The sequence below is a fragment of the Prescottella soli genome, from assembly GCF_040024445.1.
GTDB classification, from domain to species: Bacteria; Actinomycetota; Actinomycetes; order Mycobacteriales; family Mycobacteriaceae; genus Prescottella; species Prescottella soli.
On record NZ_CP157276.1, the window covers coordinates 2,699,499 to 2,713,947 of the forward strand.

The following is a 14,449-nucleotide window of genomic DNA, read 5'->3' on the forward strand; positions in this document are numbered from 1 at the left end:
TCAGCCCAGCGCCGACAGGTGCCGGACGAGCTGGTTGATCTCGTAGCGGGTGGTGTAGGGCGCGAGGCCGATGGTGATCGCGCCACCCTCGTCGTTGACCCCCAGCGCGTCGAGCAGGCGGTTCCCGGACTGGGTGCCGCTGACGGTGGCGATGCGGTTGTCGGCGAGGTGCGCGGCCACCTTGTCGGCCGGCACCCCGGTGACGGTGAAGCTCAGCGTGGGCACCCGGATCGGGGACCGGCCGATGACCGTCACCTGCGGCAGCGAGTCGAGGGAGCGCATCAGGTACTCGAACAGCTGGTCCTGGTAGGACTGGAGCGAGCTGATGGACGTCTCGAGGCGCTGGCGGCGGCTGCCGCTGGCGGTCTCCTCGAGTCCGGCCAGGTAGTCGATCGACGTGGTCAGGCCGGCGAGCAGCGCGAACTGGTGGCCGCCGACCTCCATGCGTTCGGCGCCGCGCGCGTACGGGTTGAGCGACACCGCCGGAATCCGATCGAGCAGCGACGGATCGCGGAACACGAGCGCACCGACCTGCGGGCCGCCCCACGCCGGCGCGCTGACGGCGATGACGTCGGCGCCGAGATCATGGATGTCGAGGTGCGCGTACGGGGCGGCGCCGACGGCGTCGACCACGATCAGGCCGCCGACCTCGTGCATGCGGTCGGCCGCGACCCGCACCGCCGGCGCCGCACCGACGACCGGCGACGCCGCGGTGAGCGCCATCAGGCGGGTGGTCGGCTGCACCAGTTCGGCGAACTGCCAACTGGGGAGCTCGCACGTCTCGATCTCCACCTCGGCCCACCGGACCTGCGCACCGTAGCGGCTCGCGACGCGCAGCCACGGCGCGACGTTCGCCTCTTCGTCGAGCCGGGAGAGCACCATCCCGGTGCCGAGACCCAGCCGGGAACTGAGCGACTCCGCCAGCCATGCCAGCAGCACCGCCCGGCCCGCGCCCAGCACGACGCCCGCCGGATCGCCGCCGACGAGATCGGCGACCGCTTCACGCGCTGCGTCGACGATCGCGGCGCTGCGGCGTGACGACACGTGCGGGCCTGTCGAGGACGACGCGGAGCCGCGGAAAGCCGTGGAGACCGAGCGGGACACCGCGTCGGGGATCTGCATTCCGGCTTGCGGGTCGAGGTGCACCCATCCATCGCCCAGCGACGGGATCAGTCCCCGTACCCGGGCAACGTCGTAAGCCATGACGGACACTCTAGGTGCCACTGTCAACGCCGTGTGATTCAGATCCGACTTTTCGGAACGTGCTCTAGCACACGCCGTTTTCCGGCTCGGTCGCCCACCCTCGGCAATCCGGCGCCGAAACGTACAAGATGGAGCCATGACGCAACCGGAGAACGAACGCGTGCTCGTGATCGGACCCGACGGCCACCCTGTCCCCATCGGCCACGGTGGCGACCGCGCCGACGGCGGCCAGGCTGCGGCCGGCACCGAATCCGAGCAGGACGCTCAGGACGCGCTCACCGACATGGTGGAGCAGCCGGCGAAGGTCATGCGCATCGGCACGATGATCAAGCAGCTGCTCGAGGAGGTGCGCGCCGCGCCGCTCGACGACGCGAGCCGCACGCGGCTCAGGGAGATCCACAAGTCGTCGGTGCGCGAGCTGGAGCAGGGCCTGGCGCCCGAGCTGCGGGAGGAACTCGAGCGGCTCACGCTCCCGTTCACCGACGACTCGGTGCCCAGCGACGCCGAGCTGCGGATCGCGCAGGCGCAGCTGGTCGGGTGGCTCGAGGGCCTGTTCCACGGCATCCAGACGGCACTGTTCGCGCAGCAGATGGCGGCCCGCGCCCAGCTCGAGCAGATGCGCCAGGGTGCCCTCCCACCCGGGATGAGCATGGGACCACAGCACCGCGTGCAGGCGGCCGACGACGATTCCGCGTCGCCGGGAACCGGCCAGTACCTGTAGCCGCACACCACGGTCCCGCGGACGACTCCACCGCGAGCGGTAGGCTCGGAACTCGTGTCAGCAGCAGCCTTGGATCACCAGCCGGCGTCCGACGCCGACACCGGCGACGTCGTGTCCGATTCGCAGACGTTCCGTCGCGCGTTCCAGGACCTGCGGGACGGTTTCGCGCAGCGTGAGCTGTGGCTGAATCTCGGCTGGCAGGACATCAAGCAGCGGTACCGCCGGTCGGTGATCGGTCCGTTCTGGATCACGATCGCCACCGGCGTGCAGGCCACCGCGATGGGCATCCTGTACTCGGCGCTGCTGGGCATGTCGATTCAGACGTTCCTGCCGTACGTCACGGTCGGCCTGATCGTGTGGAGCATGATCAGCGCGTCGATCCTCGAGGGCTCCGAGGTGTTCATCGCCAACGAGGGCCTGATCAAGCAGTTGCCGTCGGCGCTCAGCGTGCACATCTACCGCCTGGTGTGGCGGCAGATCCTGTTCTTCGCCCACAACCTGCTGATCTACGTGATCATGGTGTTCGCGTTCGGGGTGTGGCGACACATGACGTGGACGTCGCTGGCGGCGATCCCGGCGTTCGGCCTGATCGTTCTCAACGCGCTGTGGGTGTCGATCGTGTTCGGCATCTTCGCCACCCGATACCGCGACATCGCCCCGATCCTCGGCAGCCTGACGCTGCTGCTGTTCGTGCTCACCCCGATCTTCTGGTCCACCGACGCGCTCAAGGCGCAGGGCGGCGAGGTGGCCAACCGCGCGAGGATCGCCGAGCTCAATCCGCTGTACCACTTCCTCGACATCATCCGCGCGCCCATGACCGGCGCGGACCAGCAGGCCTACCACTGGTACATCGTGCTCGGCTTCACCGTCGTCGGCTGGACCGCCGCGATCTTCGCTCTTCGCAAGTACCGGGCCCGCGTGGCCTACTGGGTCTAGGGGGACACCGACATGACGAGCAACGTGAGCATCGAGACGCGCGGTGCGTGCGTCGACTTCCCCATCTTCGACGCCAAGTCGCGGTCGCTGAAGAAGGCTTTCATGGGCAAAGCCGGTGGCGCGATCGGTCGCACCGACTCCGACGTCATCGTGGTCGAGGCGCTGCGCGACATCACGATGTCGCTCAAGGAGGGCGACCGCGTCGGACTGGTCGGCCACAACGGCGCCGGCAAGTCGACGCTGCTGCGACTGCTGTCGGGCATCTACGAGCCGACCCGCGGCAGCGCGCGCGTCCGCGGCCGCGTCGCGCCGGTCTTCGATCTGGGTGTCGGCATGGACCCGGAGATCTCCGGGTACGAGAACATCATCATTCGCGGTCTGTTCCTGGGGCAGACCCGCAAGCAGATGCTCGCGAAGATGGATGAGATCGCCGACTTCACCGAGCTCGGCGAGTATCTGAACATGCCGCTGCGCACCTACTCGACCGGTATGCGGGTGCGCGTCGCGATGGGCGTGGTCACCAGCATCGACCCCGAGATCCTGCTGCTCGACGAGGGCATCGGCGCCGTCGACGCCGAGTTTATGAAGAAGGCCCGCATCCGCCTGCAGAAGCTGGTGGAGCGCTCCGGCATCCTCGTGTTCGCCAGCCACTCCAACGAGTTCCTGGCGCAGCTGTGCGACAGCGCGATGTGGATCGACCACGGTCAGGTGCGGATGCACGGCGAGATCGAGGACGTCGTCCGCGCCTACGAGGGCGACGACGCCGCCGACCACGTCCGCCAGACCATCGCGGACATGGAGCGCGAGCGCGCCGGCGAGGAGAAGGCTTCGTGACCGAACGCATCGTCGGCGTCGTCGTCACCCACAAGCGCCGCGAGCTGCTCGCCCAATCGCTGAAGGTGCTCGCCGGGCAGAGCCGGCCGCTCGACCACCTCGTCGTCGTCGACAACGCCGACGAGCCCGAGGTCCGCGCGCTCGTCGAGACAGCCGACGTCCCCACCACGTACCTGGGCTCCAAGCACAACCTCGGCGGCGCCGGCGGTTTCGCGCTCGGCATCCTCTACGCGCTGTCGCTGGGCGCGGACTGGGTGTGGTGCGCCGACGACGACGGCCGCCCCGAGGGCACCGACGTGCTCGCGACGCTGCTGGCGTGTGCGAAGCGGCACAACCTGGCCGAGGTCTCCCCCGTCGTGTGCGACATCGACCAGCCCGACCGGCTCGCGTTCCCGCTGCGCCGCGGCGTCGAATGGAAGCGGTGGCGTTCCGAGTTGGGCGACGACGACCTGCTGCCCGGCATCGCGTCGCTGTTCAACGGCGCGCTGTTCTCGGCCGCGGCGATCGACACCGTCGGCGTGCCGGACCTGCGCCTGTTCGTCCGCGGCGACGAGGTCGAGGTGCACCGGCGACTGGTCCGCTCCGGGCTGCCGTTCGGCACGTGCCTGCAGACCGCGTACCTGCACCCCGACGGCGCCGACGAGTTCAAGCCGATCCTCGGCGGTCGGATGCACACGCAGTACCCGGACAACGAGACCAAACGCTTCTTCACCTACCGCAACCGCGGCTACCTGATGTCGCAGCCGGGGATGCGGAAGCTGCTGCCGCAGGAGTACGCGCGCTTCGGTTGGTACTTCCTCGTCAGCCGTCGCGACCCCAAGGGTTTCGTCGAGTGGATGCGTTTGCGTGGCCTCGGGCGGCGGGAGCGGTTCGAGCGGCCCTCGTAGGCGAGAGCCGCCTCCCCTTCTTCCGCCCGGCTCGACTCACCCCAGGTTTCATCCCGGCACCGACCGTCGAAGCCTGGCAGCATGGGAGCGGACTCGACGTTCACACGCGACAGGGGAACCACACGCATGTTCGATCGATTCCGGAAGTCTGCGCGGCTCAAGGTGCAGCGGGCGGTCGCGGAGGTGATCCGCGACTCCGATCGCCAGTCGCGGATCGAGCAGGAGAACCGGCACGACCAGCTGCTGGCCGAGCTCGCCGCGAACAACGGCGAGATGAAGCGGCTGCTCGACGAACTGACGCAGGCACGGGGGCAGGTGGCGGCTGTCAGCGAACGTCTCGACGAGCTCGAGCAGCGCACCCGACGCGACATCTCGCACGCGCTCGACATCCGCGCCAGCGCCGAGAGCGCGCAGTTCGCGGTCGATCACATGCCGACGGCCCCGGTGTTCTGGCACCCGCACGAGACACTGCGGCACGGGCTCGAGCTGGTGAAGGTCGACGGCCTGGCCCTCGAGTTCGGCGTCGCGACCGGCACGACGCTGCGGATCATCGCCGAATCACTATGTCCCACCGGCCACGAGGTGTGGGGGTTCGACGTGTGGTCGGGCCTGCCGGAGGCGTGGCGCACCGGGTTCCCGGCGGGCGAGTTCGCGCAGCAGTCGATGCCGTCGGTGCCCGGCACGCAGCTCGTGTCGGGCCTGTTCGAGGACACGCTGCCCGGCTTCCTCGCCGACCACCCCGGCCCGGTGGCGTTCGCACACCTCGACGCCGACCTGTACTCCTCGACCCGCACGGTGCTCGATCTCATCGGCGACCGCCTGGTCCCCGGCTCGGTGCTCGTGTTCGACGAGTACTTCAACTACCCGGGCTGGCAGAACCACGAGCACCGCGCGTGGACCGAGTTCGTCACCCGCACCGGAATCGAGTTCGACTACCTCGCGTACACCGCGAACCACGAACAGGTCGTGGTCCGCCTGCGTGAATGACCCTGCAACGGATCACTTCTCGTAGAGGCGTTCCCAGTTCTCCCGGCTGGTCAGACGCGGCACGGCCTCACGGTACCGGCGCTGGACGTCCGAACCCTGTTCCCGGAACTGCTTGAGCACCTTCGCCATCCGGGCGGTGATCTCCTTCGCGGCATCCTTGTCGCGGCGGCGCACCCGCACGCCCGACTGCGACGCATCGGTCACGACGGCGTGGTCGAACAGCGAGACGTGCCACCAATGCGACTCCGACGCAGGGATGCTCGCGATTCCGTGCTGCGTGCGGCCCAGCCACTGCATCGCGGCACGCTTGGCCAGGACCAGGTCCTCGCGGTCCTTGTCCGGCTCGGGGCCGGCGATCCGCGTGACCAGGTCCGCGGACCGGATGTCGGGGATGGCGTCGGCGGGATGCTTGACCGTCTCGGGGAAGCGGGACCGTTCCTGACGGATCGCGCCGAGGACCGCCTGGCCGCCGTCCTCGAGCACCTCGGGCCCGAAGAGGAAGTCCTCGATGCCGCGGAGCATCGTGTGCGCGAGGCCGTACTGCATCGACACCAGGAACTGGGAGATCTCGCGACCCATGGTCACGCTGAGCGCCTTCGTGTCGAAGTCGCTGTGCAGCGCGGACGCGATCAGCGAGTTCCGCACGCTGAAGTACTTGGCCCAGTCGTCGCGGTCCTTCCAGTGGAAGTCCGCGTGCCACACGCCGGCGTTCGGAAGGGTGACCGTGATGAATCCCGCTGCCCGAGCACGAATTCCGTACTCGATGTCGTCCCACTGGAAGAACACGGGGAGGGGAAGGCCGATCCGCGAGATCACCTCGCCGGGGATCAGGCAGGACCACCAGGCGTTGTATCCGGCATCGACGCGCTTGTTCTGACGCCGCTTGATCATGTTGGCGTCGTGCAGGGAATTGGCCGCCCACTCGCCGGCCTTGATCTTCGACAGGTCCGCTTCCTCCGCACCGACGTGCAGGTTCTGCGGGTTCATCAGGTACAGCATCTGCGCGCCGACGAGCATCGGTTCCGTGGTGACGTTCGCGAACGCGTTCATCCGCAGCACCGTCTCCGGCTCGCACAGGATGTCGTCGTCCATCAGGATCACATTGGCGTGCTCGTTGACCGCCGACACCTCGTAGATGCCGCGGGTGAAACCGCCCGCGCCACCGAGATTGGGCTGGCGGATGTAGACGAGCTTGTCGCCCAGCGTCTTCGCGACCTCGGCGAACAGCTCACGGTCGGAGACGTGGTCGGTGCCCTGGTCGACGACGTAGACCGCGTCGATACCGGCGGTCATGTGCTCGTCGCCGGCGATGGCCGCGACCGTCTGCGCGCAGTCGTCGGCGCGGTTGAACGTGCAGATGGCGATGGCGGCGGGGCGGATCACCGACGGGGCCGCGACCGTCCACTCCAGATCGCGGACCTCGAGCCGGCCGTCGATCGCGGCGAACTGCAGCCAGAGCGAGCCGCCGTCGAGGTACGCGTCGAGCGTCGCGGACATCGTCGCGGTGCCGTCTCCGTCGACGTCGACGGTCTCGAGGACGCGCACGTTGCCGCCCGAATCGGACGCGCACAGCAGGGCGCGGCCGCGGCCGGTCGCGGCGTGGTCGAACCGGACCTCGACCTGGTCGACGGTGGTCCAGCGCTGGTAGTAGGCGGCCGCGAAACGGCCGAAGTAGGCGTCGGTGTCCGCGACCGCGCCCTTGTCGAGGTGCAGCGCGAACCGTTCGCGGTGCCCGGAACCCGACGTGATCCGGGCGTACATGCTGTCCTTGACTCGCGGCGTGGGACCGGAGAAGACACCTCGCTGCACCACGAGTCGTCCCGGGGACCGCTGCTCGTGGACTGCGCCGCGAGCAGTCGCTGCGTTCCCGTTCACAGGCGCAACCGACGCCGACTCGCTCATTGTGCTCCTCGCCATATCCCGACATTCGCGGCGGAACGCAGTGCCCACCCGAGTCGGAAGGGTATCAACCCGGACCCTTCCCCTCCTGCGTCGAGGAGCGTCGGGGTGACCGCGACCTCAGCTCAGCGTTCCGATGCCTAGCGAACCCGCTGCCAGCGATCCGATGCCCGTCTTCATCGAGCCGTAGGTCGCCGAGCCGGTGTTCATCGAGCCCAGATTGGTCGAGCCGGTGTTCGCCGACCCGACGTTGCCGGAACCGGTGTTCGCCGACCCGACGTTGCCGGAACCGGTGTTCGCCGACCCGACGTTGGCCGAACCGGTGTTGGCCCACCCGATGTTGTCGGAGCCGGTGTTGGCCGATCCGGTGTTGTACGAGCCCGTGTTGTTCGGGCCGTTGTTGTTGAAGTCGATGCTGCTCCAGTCGGCGGTGGCCAGGGCCAGACTGCCCAGCCCGGCCACGACGGCGGCCCCGATCGCGCCGGCCCCCAGGTCGGCGGAGCCGACGTAGCCGATACCGACCGCGTCCTGACACGGCAGCGGCAGCACGACGCCCGGCAGCACCGCGTCGGTGACGTTGGCGAGCAGCCCTTCGACTCGGATCGGCGAACACGACTGCTGGGGCGAGCCGCCCGCGGCGGGGTCGGCGGCGGCATTTCCGACGAACCCGATGGTCAGTGCCGTGAACGCGGGCACGACGACCAATGCCCGGCGTGCGGTGCGAAAGCGGTGCGAGCTGTTCTGCGGTCCGCCGCCCATACGAGCGCCTCCTCCGGTGCGAGTCCCCGAGCAACAGATCCCGACACGAATGCCGGTCACGCTACCGCGAATGCGAGACCGACGTGGCCGGATTACGGGCTTCGACCCGACTGTGTCTACTGACCGGTGCGCGCGTACCCGGCCTCGGTGCCCGACTTCGCCGGACGCCACCACTGCTCGTTGTCCCGGTACCACTCGACGGTGGCCTCGAGCCCGCTGCGGAAATCGCGGTAGCGCGGCTCCCACCCCAGTTCGGTGCGCAGCCGCGTCGAGTCGATCGCGTAACGCAGATCGTGCCCGGGCCGGTCGGCGACGAAGTCGAAGTCGTCCGGGTCCTTGCCGAAGATCTCGAGCAGCATCGCGATGACCGTGCGGTTGTCGACCTCGCCGTCCGCGCCGATCAGGTACGTCTCCCCAGTCCGGCCTCGCTCGAGAACCGTCCAGACCGCGCGGTTGTGGTCGTCGACGTGGATCCAGTCCCGCACGTTGCGGCCCTGCCCGTACAGCTTGGGCCGGACCCCGTCGAGCAGGTTCGTGATCTGGCGGGGAATGAACTTCTCGACGTGCTGGAAGGGGCCGTAGTTGTTGGAGCAGTTCGACAGCGTCGCGCGGATCCCGAACGACCGCGTCCAGGCCCGCACCAGCATGTCGCTCGACGCCTTCGTCGACGAGTACGGGCTCGACGGGTTGTAGGCGGTGGACTCGGTGAACCGGGCCGGGTCGTCCAGCTCGAGGTCGCCGTACACCTCGTCGGTGGAGATGTGGTGGTAGCGCACGTCGTGATCGCGGACGGCCTGCAGCAGCGTGTACGTGCCCACGACGTTGGTGCGCACGAACGGCCACGGGTCGGCCAGCGAGTTGTCGTTGTGCGACTCGGCCGCGAAGTGCACGACGGCGTCGGCGTCGGCGACCAGACGATTCACCACGTCGGCGTCGGCGATGTCGCCGTGCACGAAGTCAATCCGGTCGGCAACGGCGTCCAGCGACGCCCTGTTGCCGGCGTACGTCAACGCGTCGAGGACCGTGACCCGGACGTCGGGCCGTTCCGCGACGGTCTGGTGGACGAAGTTGGCGCCGATGAACCCGGCGCCGCCGGTGACGAGCAGCCTCATACCGGGGAGACTACCGACGGGCGTCCGATCGACCCGCCGATAGTGCCGTCCGATCACGCCGGCGCCGGTTCCGGCTCCGTCTCCTCACCCGGAACGGCGGTGCCACGGAGGGACACCCCGGCCGTCTCCCGCAGGAAGGCAACCGACACCAGCCCGATGATGCAGGCACCCATCATGTAGACGGCGGGAAAGAGGTTCCACCCGGTGGCGTGGATGACCGCGTCGTTCACGAGCGGGGCCGTGCCACCGAACACCGCCGTCGAGACGTTGTAGCCGATCGCGAATCCGGCGTAACGGACCTGCGTCGGGAACATGGCCGGGAACGTCGCGGAGATGGTCGCCAGCTGCGGCAGGTAGAGCAGACCGAGGACCGCGAAGGCGAACAGCGCCCAACCGAAGCCCTGCGCCATCAGCCAGTACATCGGCACCGCGGCGATCAGCAGCCCGATCAGCGATGCCCACCACATCGGCTTGCGTCCGAGGGAGTCGGACCAGCGGCCGAAGAACGGGATGCAGGCCATCATCACCAGTTCGCCGGCGAGGACGACGATGGTCGTGGACTGGGTGCTCAGCCCCAGAGTCGTTTCGAGGTAGGTCGGCTGATAGGTGAGCAGCGTGTAGTTGACCACGTTCAGCGCCACGACCATGCCCGTCAGGATCAGAATCGGCCGCCAGTAGTTCTTCAGCAGATCGGACAGCCCACCCAGGATCGAGTCCTGGCTGTCGCCCTGCGCGTCCACCTCGTCGAACACCGGTGACTCGTCGAGTCTGCTGCGCAGGAACCAGCCGACCAGGCCGAGGGGCAGCGCGATCAGGAACGGGATCCGCCAGCCCCACGACGCCATGGCGTCGTCGGACAGCAGCAACTCGCACAGCATCACCACGGCGGTGCCGGCGGCGAACCCGCCGAGGGTGCCGAACTCGAGGAAGCTGCCGTACCGGCCGCGCTTGTCGTCGGGTGCGTACTCGGCCATGAAGGTGGCTGCGCCGCCGTACTCGCCGCCGGTGGAGAAGCCCTGCACCACACGCAGCAGGATCAGCAGGAGCGGTGCGGCGATGCCGATCGACGCGTACGACGGGATCGCGGCGATCAGCGCCGTCGCACCCGACATCAGCAGAATCGTGGTCGCCAGCACGGCCTTGCGGCCCAGCCGGTCGCCCAGCGGGCCCCAGATGATGCCACCCAACGGGCGCAGGACGAACGAGATCGCGAAGCCGAGCATCGTTCCGATCGAGCCGAGGTGTCCGGGGAAGAAGCTCTGGGTCAGGTAGGTGGCCGTCGTGGCGTACACGCCGTAGTCGAACCACTCGGTCGCATTACCCATCGCCGAACCGGCGATGGCTTTGCGCAACGTGCAACGGTCCACATCCTCGCCCGACCCGGTGGAGTCGTCCACCGCCACGCGATCGGGACCGTACGTCGATTCCTGCATTCGTATGGCCCCTTCTGACGGGAGCTGCCCAGGGCAGGTCTGTGGTCATCGGTCGTTTCCGACGCTAACGGGACATACGCGACTCTGCATGGGACGAGCACCGCGGCGAGGCCGCATACGTCGGCGGACTCCCCCTGATTCGGCCGCTCCACGTGAAACACTGCACTACATGCGCGGAATCATTCTGGCCGGTGGAACGGGCAGCCGGCTGCACCCGATCACGCTGGGCGTGAGCAAACAGCTGGTACCGGTCTACGACAAGCCGATGATCTACTACCCGCTCTCGACGCTGATGCTCGCCGGGATCCGCGACATCCTGATCATCACGACGCCGGGGGACGCCGACCAGTTCCGGAATCTGCTGGGAGACGGCTCCCGGTTCGGCATCTCGCTGAGCTACCAGGTGCAGCGCGAACCGAACGGTCTTGCACAGGCGTTCGTGCTGGGTGCCGATCACATCCGCTCGGATTCCGTGGCGCTCGTGCTGGGCGACAACATCTTCTACGGCCCGGGCCTGGGCACCACGCTCACCCGATTCCACGACGTCAAGGGCGGCGCGGTGTTCGGCTACTGGGTGTCCGACCCGGGTGCGTACGGCGTCATCGAGTTCGACGACGCGGGCACCGCGATCTCCCTCGAGGAGAAACCAGCGGCGCCGCGATCGAACTACGCGGTCCCGGGTCTGTACTTCTACGACAACGACGTCGTCTCCATCGCGCGGGACCTGAAGCCGTCGGCGCGCGGTGAGTACGAGATCACCGACGTGAACCGGACGTATCTCGAGGCCGGTCGACTGCAGGTGGAGGTGCTGCCACGCGGCACCGCCTGGCTCGACACCGGCACGTTCGACTCGCTGCTGGACGCGTCGAACTACGTCCGCACCATCGAGCAGCGGCAGGGCCTCAAGATCGGTGTTCCGGAGGAGGTCGCGTGGCGGCGCGGGTTCATCACCGACGACGAACTGCGGGAACGGGCCGAACCGCTGGTCAAGTCCGGCTACGGCACGTACCTGCTGGGGCTGCTCGAGCGCGGCAGAGAATGGTGACCATGGACTATCGGGAGTTGAAGGTTCCGGGAGCGTGGGAGATCACGCCCCGCCAGTTCGGCGATCACCGCGGGGTGTTCCTGGAGTGGTTCAAGGAGCCCGGCTTCTCCGACGCCGTCGGTCGCACACTCGACCTGCAGCAGGCCAACTGTTCGGTGTCCGCGGCCGGCGTGCTGCGCGGGATCCACTTCGCCGACGTTCCGCCCGGGCAGGCCAAGTACGTGACCTGCGCCAAGGGCGCGGTGCTCGACGTCGTCGTCGACCTGCGGGCAGGGTCGCCGACGTTCGGGCAGTGGGACTCGGTGCTGCTCGACGACGTCGACCGCCGCGCGATCTTCGTCTCCGAGGGCCTGGGGCACGCATTCCTCTCGCTCGAGGACGGCTCGACGGTGATGTACCTGTGCTCGACGGGCTACAACCCCGAACGCGAGCACGAGGTGAGCCCGCTGGACCCGGGGATCGGTATCGACTGGCCCGTGGTCGGACGCGACGGCACCCCACTGCAGTGGGCGCTGTCCGACAAGGACCTGGCGGCGCCGACCCTGCGGCAGGCGCTCGACGCCGGCCTGCTGCCGGTGTACCGGGAGGGAACCGACTGAGCCGATGAGAGCGACGGGGGTGCGCCGCGTGAGCGCTGCGATCGCAGTGCTGGCGGCCGCGGGCCTCGCGCTCCTGTCGGTTCCTCTGCAAAGGGGCACACTGGGCACCCCGGCGCCCACGACCGCCGTCGTCGCACCGGCTCCCCCGCCACCCGCGCCACCCGTTCCGTTGGCGCCCGAGGAACTCTCGAACCGCGTCGTCCCGACGATCGTGACAATCACTACCCGCTCCGCGCTCGGGACGACGGCGGGAACCGGGATCGTGCTGGGCCCGCGCAGCCCCCACGGTTCGGACGCGATCGTGCTCACCAACCACCACGTCGTCGACGGCGGCATGGAGATCGCGGCGACCAGCATGCGCGACCGGTCCGCGTACGCCGTCGAGGTCCTCGGCTACGACGGCTCGCGCGACCTCGCGGTGCTACGACTGCCCGGCGCCGCGAATCTGCCGGCGGCGCAGCTGGGATCGTCGGAGTCGGTCCGGGTCGGCGAGCCCGTCACCGCCGTCGGGAACGCCGAGGGCGGCGGGGTGCCGGTCTCCGCGCCCGGCGCGGTCACCCGGGTCGGGGTGACGGTCATGACCCGCAACTCCGTCGACGGCTCCCGCAACGAACTGTCGAACCTCATCGAGGTGGACGCGAACGTCCGACCGGGCGACTCCGGCGGCCCGCTCGTCGACGCGGTCGGCGACGTCGTGGGGGTCAACAGCGCCGGGAACGCGGTCGAACCGGGCGTCACGCCCGAACCCGCACCCAAGGCGTACGCGATCCCCATCGACGCCGCGATGAGCCTGGTGGAGCAGGTGCTGTCGGGCCGCGCCTCCGACACCGTGCACATCGGGCCGACACCGCTGCTCGGGGTGAGCGTGCGCGATCACCGCGGCCAACAGACCGGGACCCGGGACGGCGCGGAGGTGACCGTCGTCGGCTACCGCAGCCCCGCCGAGGGCGTCGGGCTCGCGCGCGGGGACGTGATCGTCGAGTTCGACGGCGTCCCCATCCACTCGTCCGCGGACCTGAACCTGCGGATGGTCACGCTGCACCCCGGCGACCAGGTGCGCCTGCGCTGGATCGACGCCGCCGGCGCGGAGCGATCGGGTTCGCTGGTACTGCAGGAGGGTCCGCCGCGCTGACGCGCGCTACCCGATGCCGAGCTTGCCCGCCAGCCGCTGCAGGTAGGCGACCACCACGTCCTCGGAACCGTCTGGCATGCCGAACAGCGCCTCGCTGACGCCCAGGTCCTGCCAGCGGGCGAGCTTGTCGGCGTCGGGCTTGCCGGCCAGAACGATGATCTCGGGCTGACCGGTGCGACCGGCGTCGGCCCAGATCTTGCGCAGCAGCGTGACGTTGTTCTCGATGTCCTGCTCTATCGGGGTGGTGATCCAGCCGTCGGCCGAACGCGCGATCCACGCGAACGTCTTCTCCGACGCACCCGCACCGACGAGCACCGGGGGACGCGGCTGCTGAATCGGCTTGGGCCACGCCCAACTCGGACCGAACTTCACGAACTGCCCGTCGTACGACGCCTCCTCCTGCGTCCACAACGCCTGCATCGCCTCGAGGTATTCGCGCAGCGCGGTGCGGCGCTTCTTCGGGTCGACGCCGTGGTCGGCGAGTTCCTCGGCGTTCCAGCCGAATCCGACGCCGAACGTGACCCGTCCACCGGAGAGGTGGTCGAGCGACGCGATGGTCTTGGCGAGGGTGATCGGGTCGTGCTCGAGCGGCAGCGCCACCGACGTGCCGAGCCGGATCCGCGACGTCACCGACGCGGCGGTCCCGAGCGCGACCCACGGATCGAGCGTGCGCATGTAGCGGTCGTCAGGAAGGGTCTCGTTGCCGGTGCCGGGGTGGTTCGATTCCCGGTTGACCGGGATGTGCGTGTGCTCGGGCACGTAGAACGCGTCGAACCCGCACTTCTCGACGGCCTGCGCGGCCGCCGCGGGGGTGATCCCTCGGTCACTGGTGAACAGGCTGATGCCGTAGCGCACGATCTGACTCCTCCGGGTTGGTCGGTGCCAGAAAATGTAACGCGTTC

14 protein-coding genes are annotated in these 14,449 nt (G+C 68.9%); 8 read left to right on the forward strand and 6 right to left on the reverse strand.

Going from position 1 to position 14,449, the window contains the following annotated elements; all coding sequences use genetic code 11:
* Window positions 1–1,203 carry a cysteine desulfurase-like protein gene (locus ABI214_RS12720; protein ID WP_348611002.1) on the reverse strand — a complete coding sequence of 401 codons (1,203 nt, stop codon included), beginning with the start codon at window positions 1,201–1,203 and terminating at the stop codon, window positions 1–3.
* A gap of 136 nt (window positions 1,204–1,339) precedes the next feature.
* On the opposite strand from ABI214_RS12720, the gene ABI214_RS12725 reads away from it, so the two are divergent.
* The 5 genes from ABI214_RS12725 to ABI214_RS12745 all read left to right on the forward strand — a co-directional run bounded on the left by ABI214_RS12725 (window position 1,340) and on the right by ABI214_RS12745 (window position 5,568).
* On the forward strand, window positions 1,340–1,924 hold the full coding sequence (locus ABI214_RS12725) for a bacterial proteasome activator family protein (protein ID WP_348611005.1): 585 nt from the start codon (window positions 1,340–1,342) through the stop codon (window positions 1,922–1,924).
* A 54-nt stretch (window positions 1,925–1,978) separates the two neighbouring features.
* Window positions 1,979–2,860 (forward strand): galactan export ABC transporter permease subunit Wzm/RfbD, encoded by an 882-nt coding sequence (gene wzm, locus ABI214_RS12730; RefSeq protein ID WP_348611008.1) that lies wholly within the window; start codon window positions 1,979–1,981, stop codon window positions 2,858–2,860.
* Window positions 2,861–2,872: 12 nt separating this feature from the next.
* The gene (gene wzt, locus ABI214_RS12735) at window positions 2,873–3,694 is read left to right on the forward strand and encodes a galactan export ABC transporter ATP-binding subunit Wzt/RfbE (RefSeq protein WP_348611011.1); all 822 of its coding nucleotides are present in this window, start codon (window positions 2,873–2,875) and stop codon (window positions 3,692–3,694) included.
* Window positions 3,691–4,581: a galactofuranosyltransferase GlfT1 gene (gene glfT1 / locus ABI214_RS12740; RefSeq protein WP_348611014.1), complete on the forward strand. Its 891-nt coding sequence runs from the start codon at window positions 3,691–3,693 to the stop codon at window positions 4,579–4,581. Before wzt ends, glfT1 begins: the two co-directional genes overlap by 4 nt.
* Before the next feature lie 126 nt (window positions 4,582–4,707).
* Window positions 4,708–5,568 carry a class I SAM-dependent methyltransferase gene (locus tag ABI214_RS12745; protein ID WP_348611017.1) on the forward strand — a complete coding sequence of 287 codons (861 nt, stop codon included), beginning with the start codon at window positions 4,708–4,710 and terminating at the stop codon, window positions 5,566–5,568.
* A gap of 12 nt (window positions 5,569–5,580) precedes the next feature.
* On the opposite strand, the gene ABI214_RS12750 is transcribed toward ABI214_RS12745, so the two are convergent.
* From ABI214_RS12750 to ABI214_RS12765, 4 genes are all read right to left on the reverse strand, one after another.
* A complete protein-coding gene (locus ABI214_RS12750; protein ID WP_348611019.1) occupies window positions 5,581–7,470 on the reverse strand; it encodes a glycosyltransferase in 1,890 nt (629 codons plus the stop codon).
* 117 nt (window positions 7,471–7,587) lie between these two features.
* The gene (locus ABI214_RS12755) at window positions 7,588–8,226 is read right to left on the reverse strand and encodes a pentapeptide repeat-containing protein (RefSeq protein WP_348611022.1); all 639 of its coding nucleotides are present in this window, start codon (window positions 8,224–8,226) and stop codon (window positions 7,588–7,590) included.
* Window positions 8,227–8,342: 116 nt separating this feature from the next.
* On the reverse strand, window positions 8,343–9,338 hold the full coding sequence (gene rfbB, locus ABI214_RS12760) for a dTDP-glucose 4,6-dehydratase (protein ID WP_348611025.1): 996 nt from the start codon (window positions 9,336–9,338) through the stop codon (window positions 8,343–8,345).
* A 53-nt stretch (window positions 9,339–9,391) separates the two neighbouring features.
* Window positions 9,392–10,771, reverse strand: a complete 1,380-nt coding sequence (locus ABI214_RS12765) for an MFS transporter (RefSeq protein WP_348611028.1) — start codon at window positions 10,769–10,771, stop codon at window positions 9,392–9,394.
* A gap of 169 nt (window positions 10,772–10,940) precedes the next feature.
* Here ABI214_RS12765 and rfbA point away from each other — a divergent pair, with 169 nt between their 5' ends.
* Genes rfbA through ABI214_RS12780 form a run of 3 tightly spaced genes read left to right on the forward strand, consistent with a single transcriptional unit; the run spans window position 10,941 to window position 13,547 of the window.
* The gene (gene rfbA / locus ABI214_RS12770) at window positions 10,941–11,816 is read left to right on the forward strand and encodes a glucose-1-phosphate thymidylyltransferase RfbA (RefSeq protein ID WP_348611031.1); all 876 of its coding nucleotides are present in this window, start codon (window positions 10,941–10,943) and stop codon (window positions 11,814–11,816) included.
* 2 nt (window positions 11,817–11,818) lie between these two features.
* Window positions 11,819–12,415 (forward strand): dTDP-4-dehydrorhamnose 3,5-epimerase family protein, encoded by a 597-nt coding sequence (locus ABI214_RS12775; protein WP_348611034.1) that lies wholly within the window; start codon window positions 11,819–11,821, stop codon window positions 12,413–12,415.
* 4 nt (window positions 12,416–12,419) lie between these two features.
* Window positions 12,420–13,547 (forward strand): S1C family serine protease, encoded by a 1,128-nt coding sequence (locus ABI214_RS12780; RefSeq protein ID WP_408587373.1) that lies wholly within the window; start codon window positions 12,420–12,422, stop codon window positions 13,545–13,547.
* Window positions 13,548–13,553: 6 nt separating this feature from the next.
* Here the strand turns inward: ABI214_RS12780 and ABI214_RS12785 are convergent, their stop codons facing one another.
* Window positions 13,554–14,402 carry an LLM class F420-dependent oxidoreductase gene (locus ABI214_RS12785; protein WP_348611039.1) on the reverse strand — a complete coding sequence of 283 codons (849 nt, stop codon included), beginning with the start codon at window positions 14,400–14,402 and terminating at the stop codon, window positions 13,554–13,556.
* Between the last annotated feature and the right edge of the window lie 47 nt (window positions 14,403–14,449).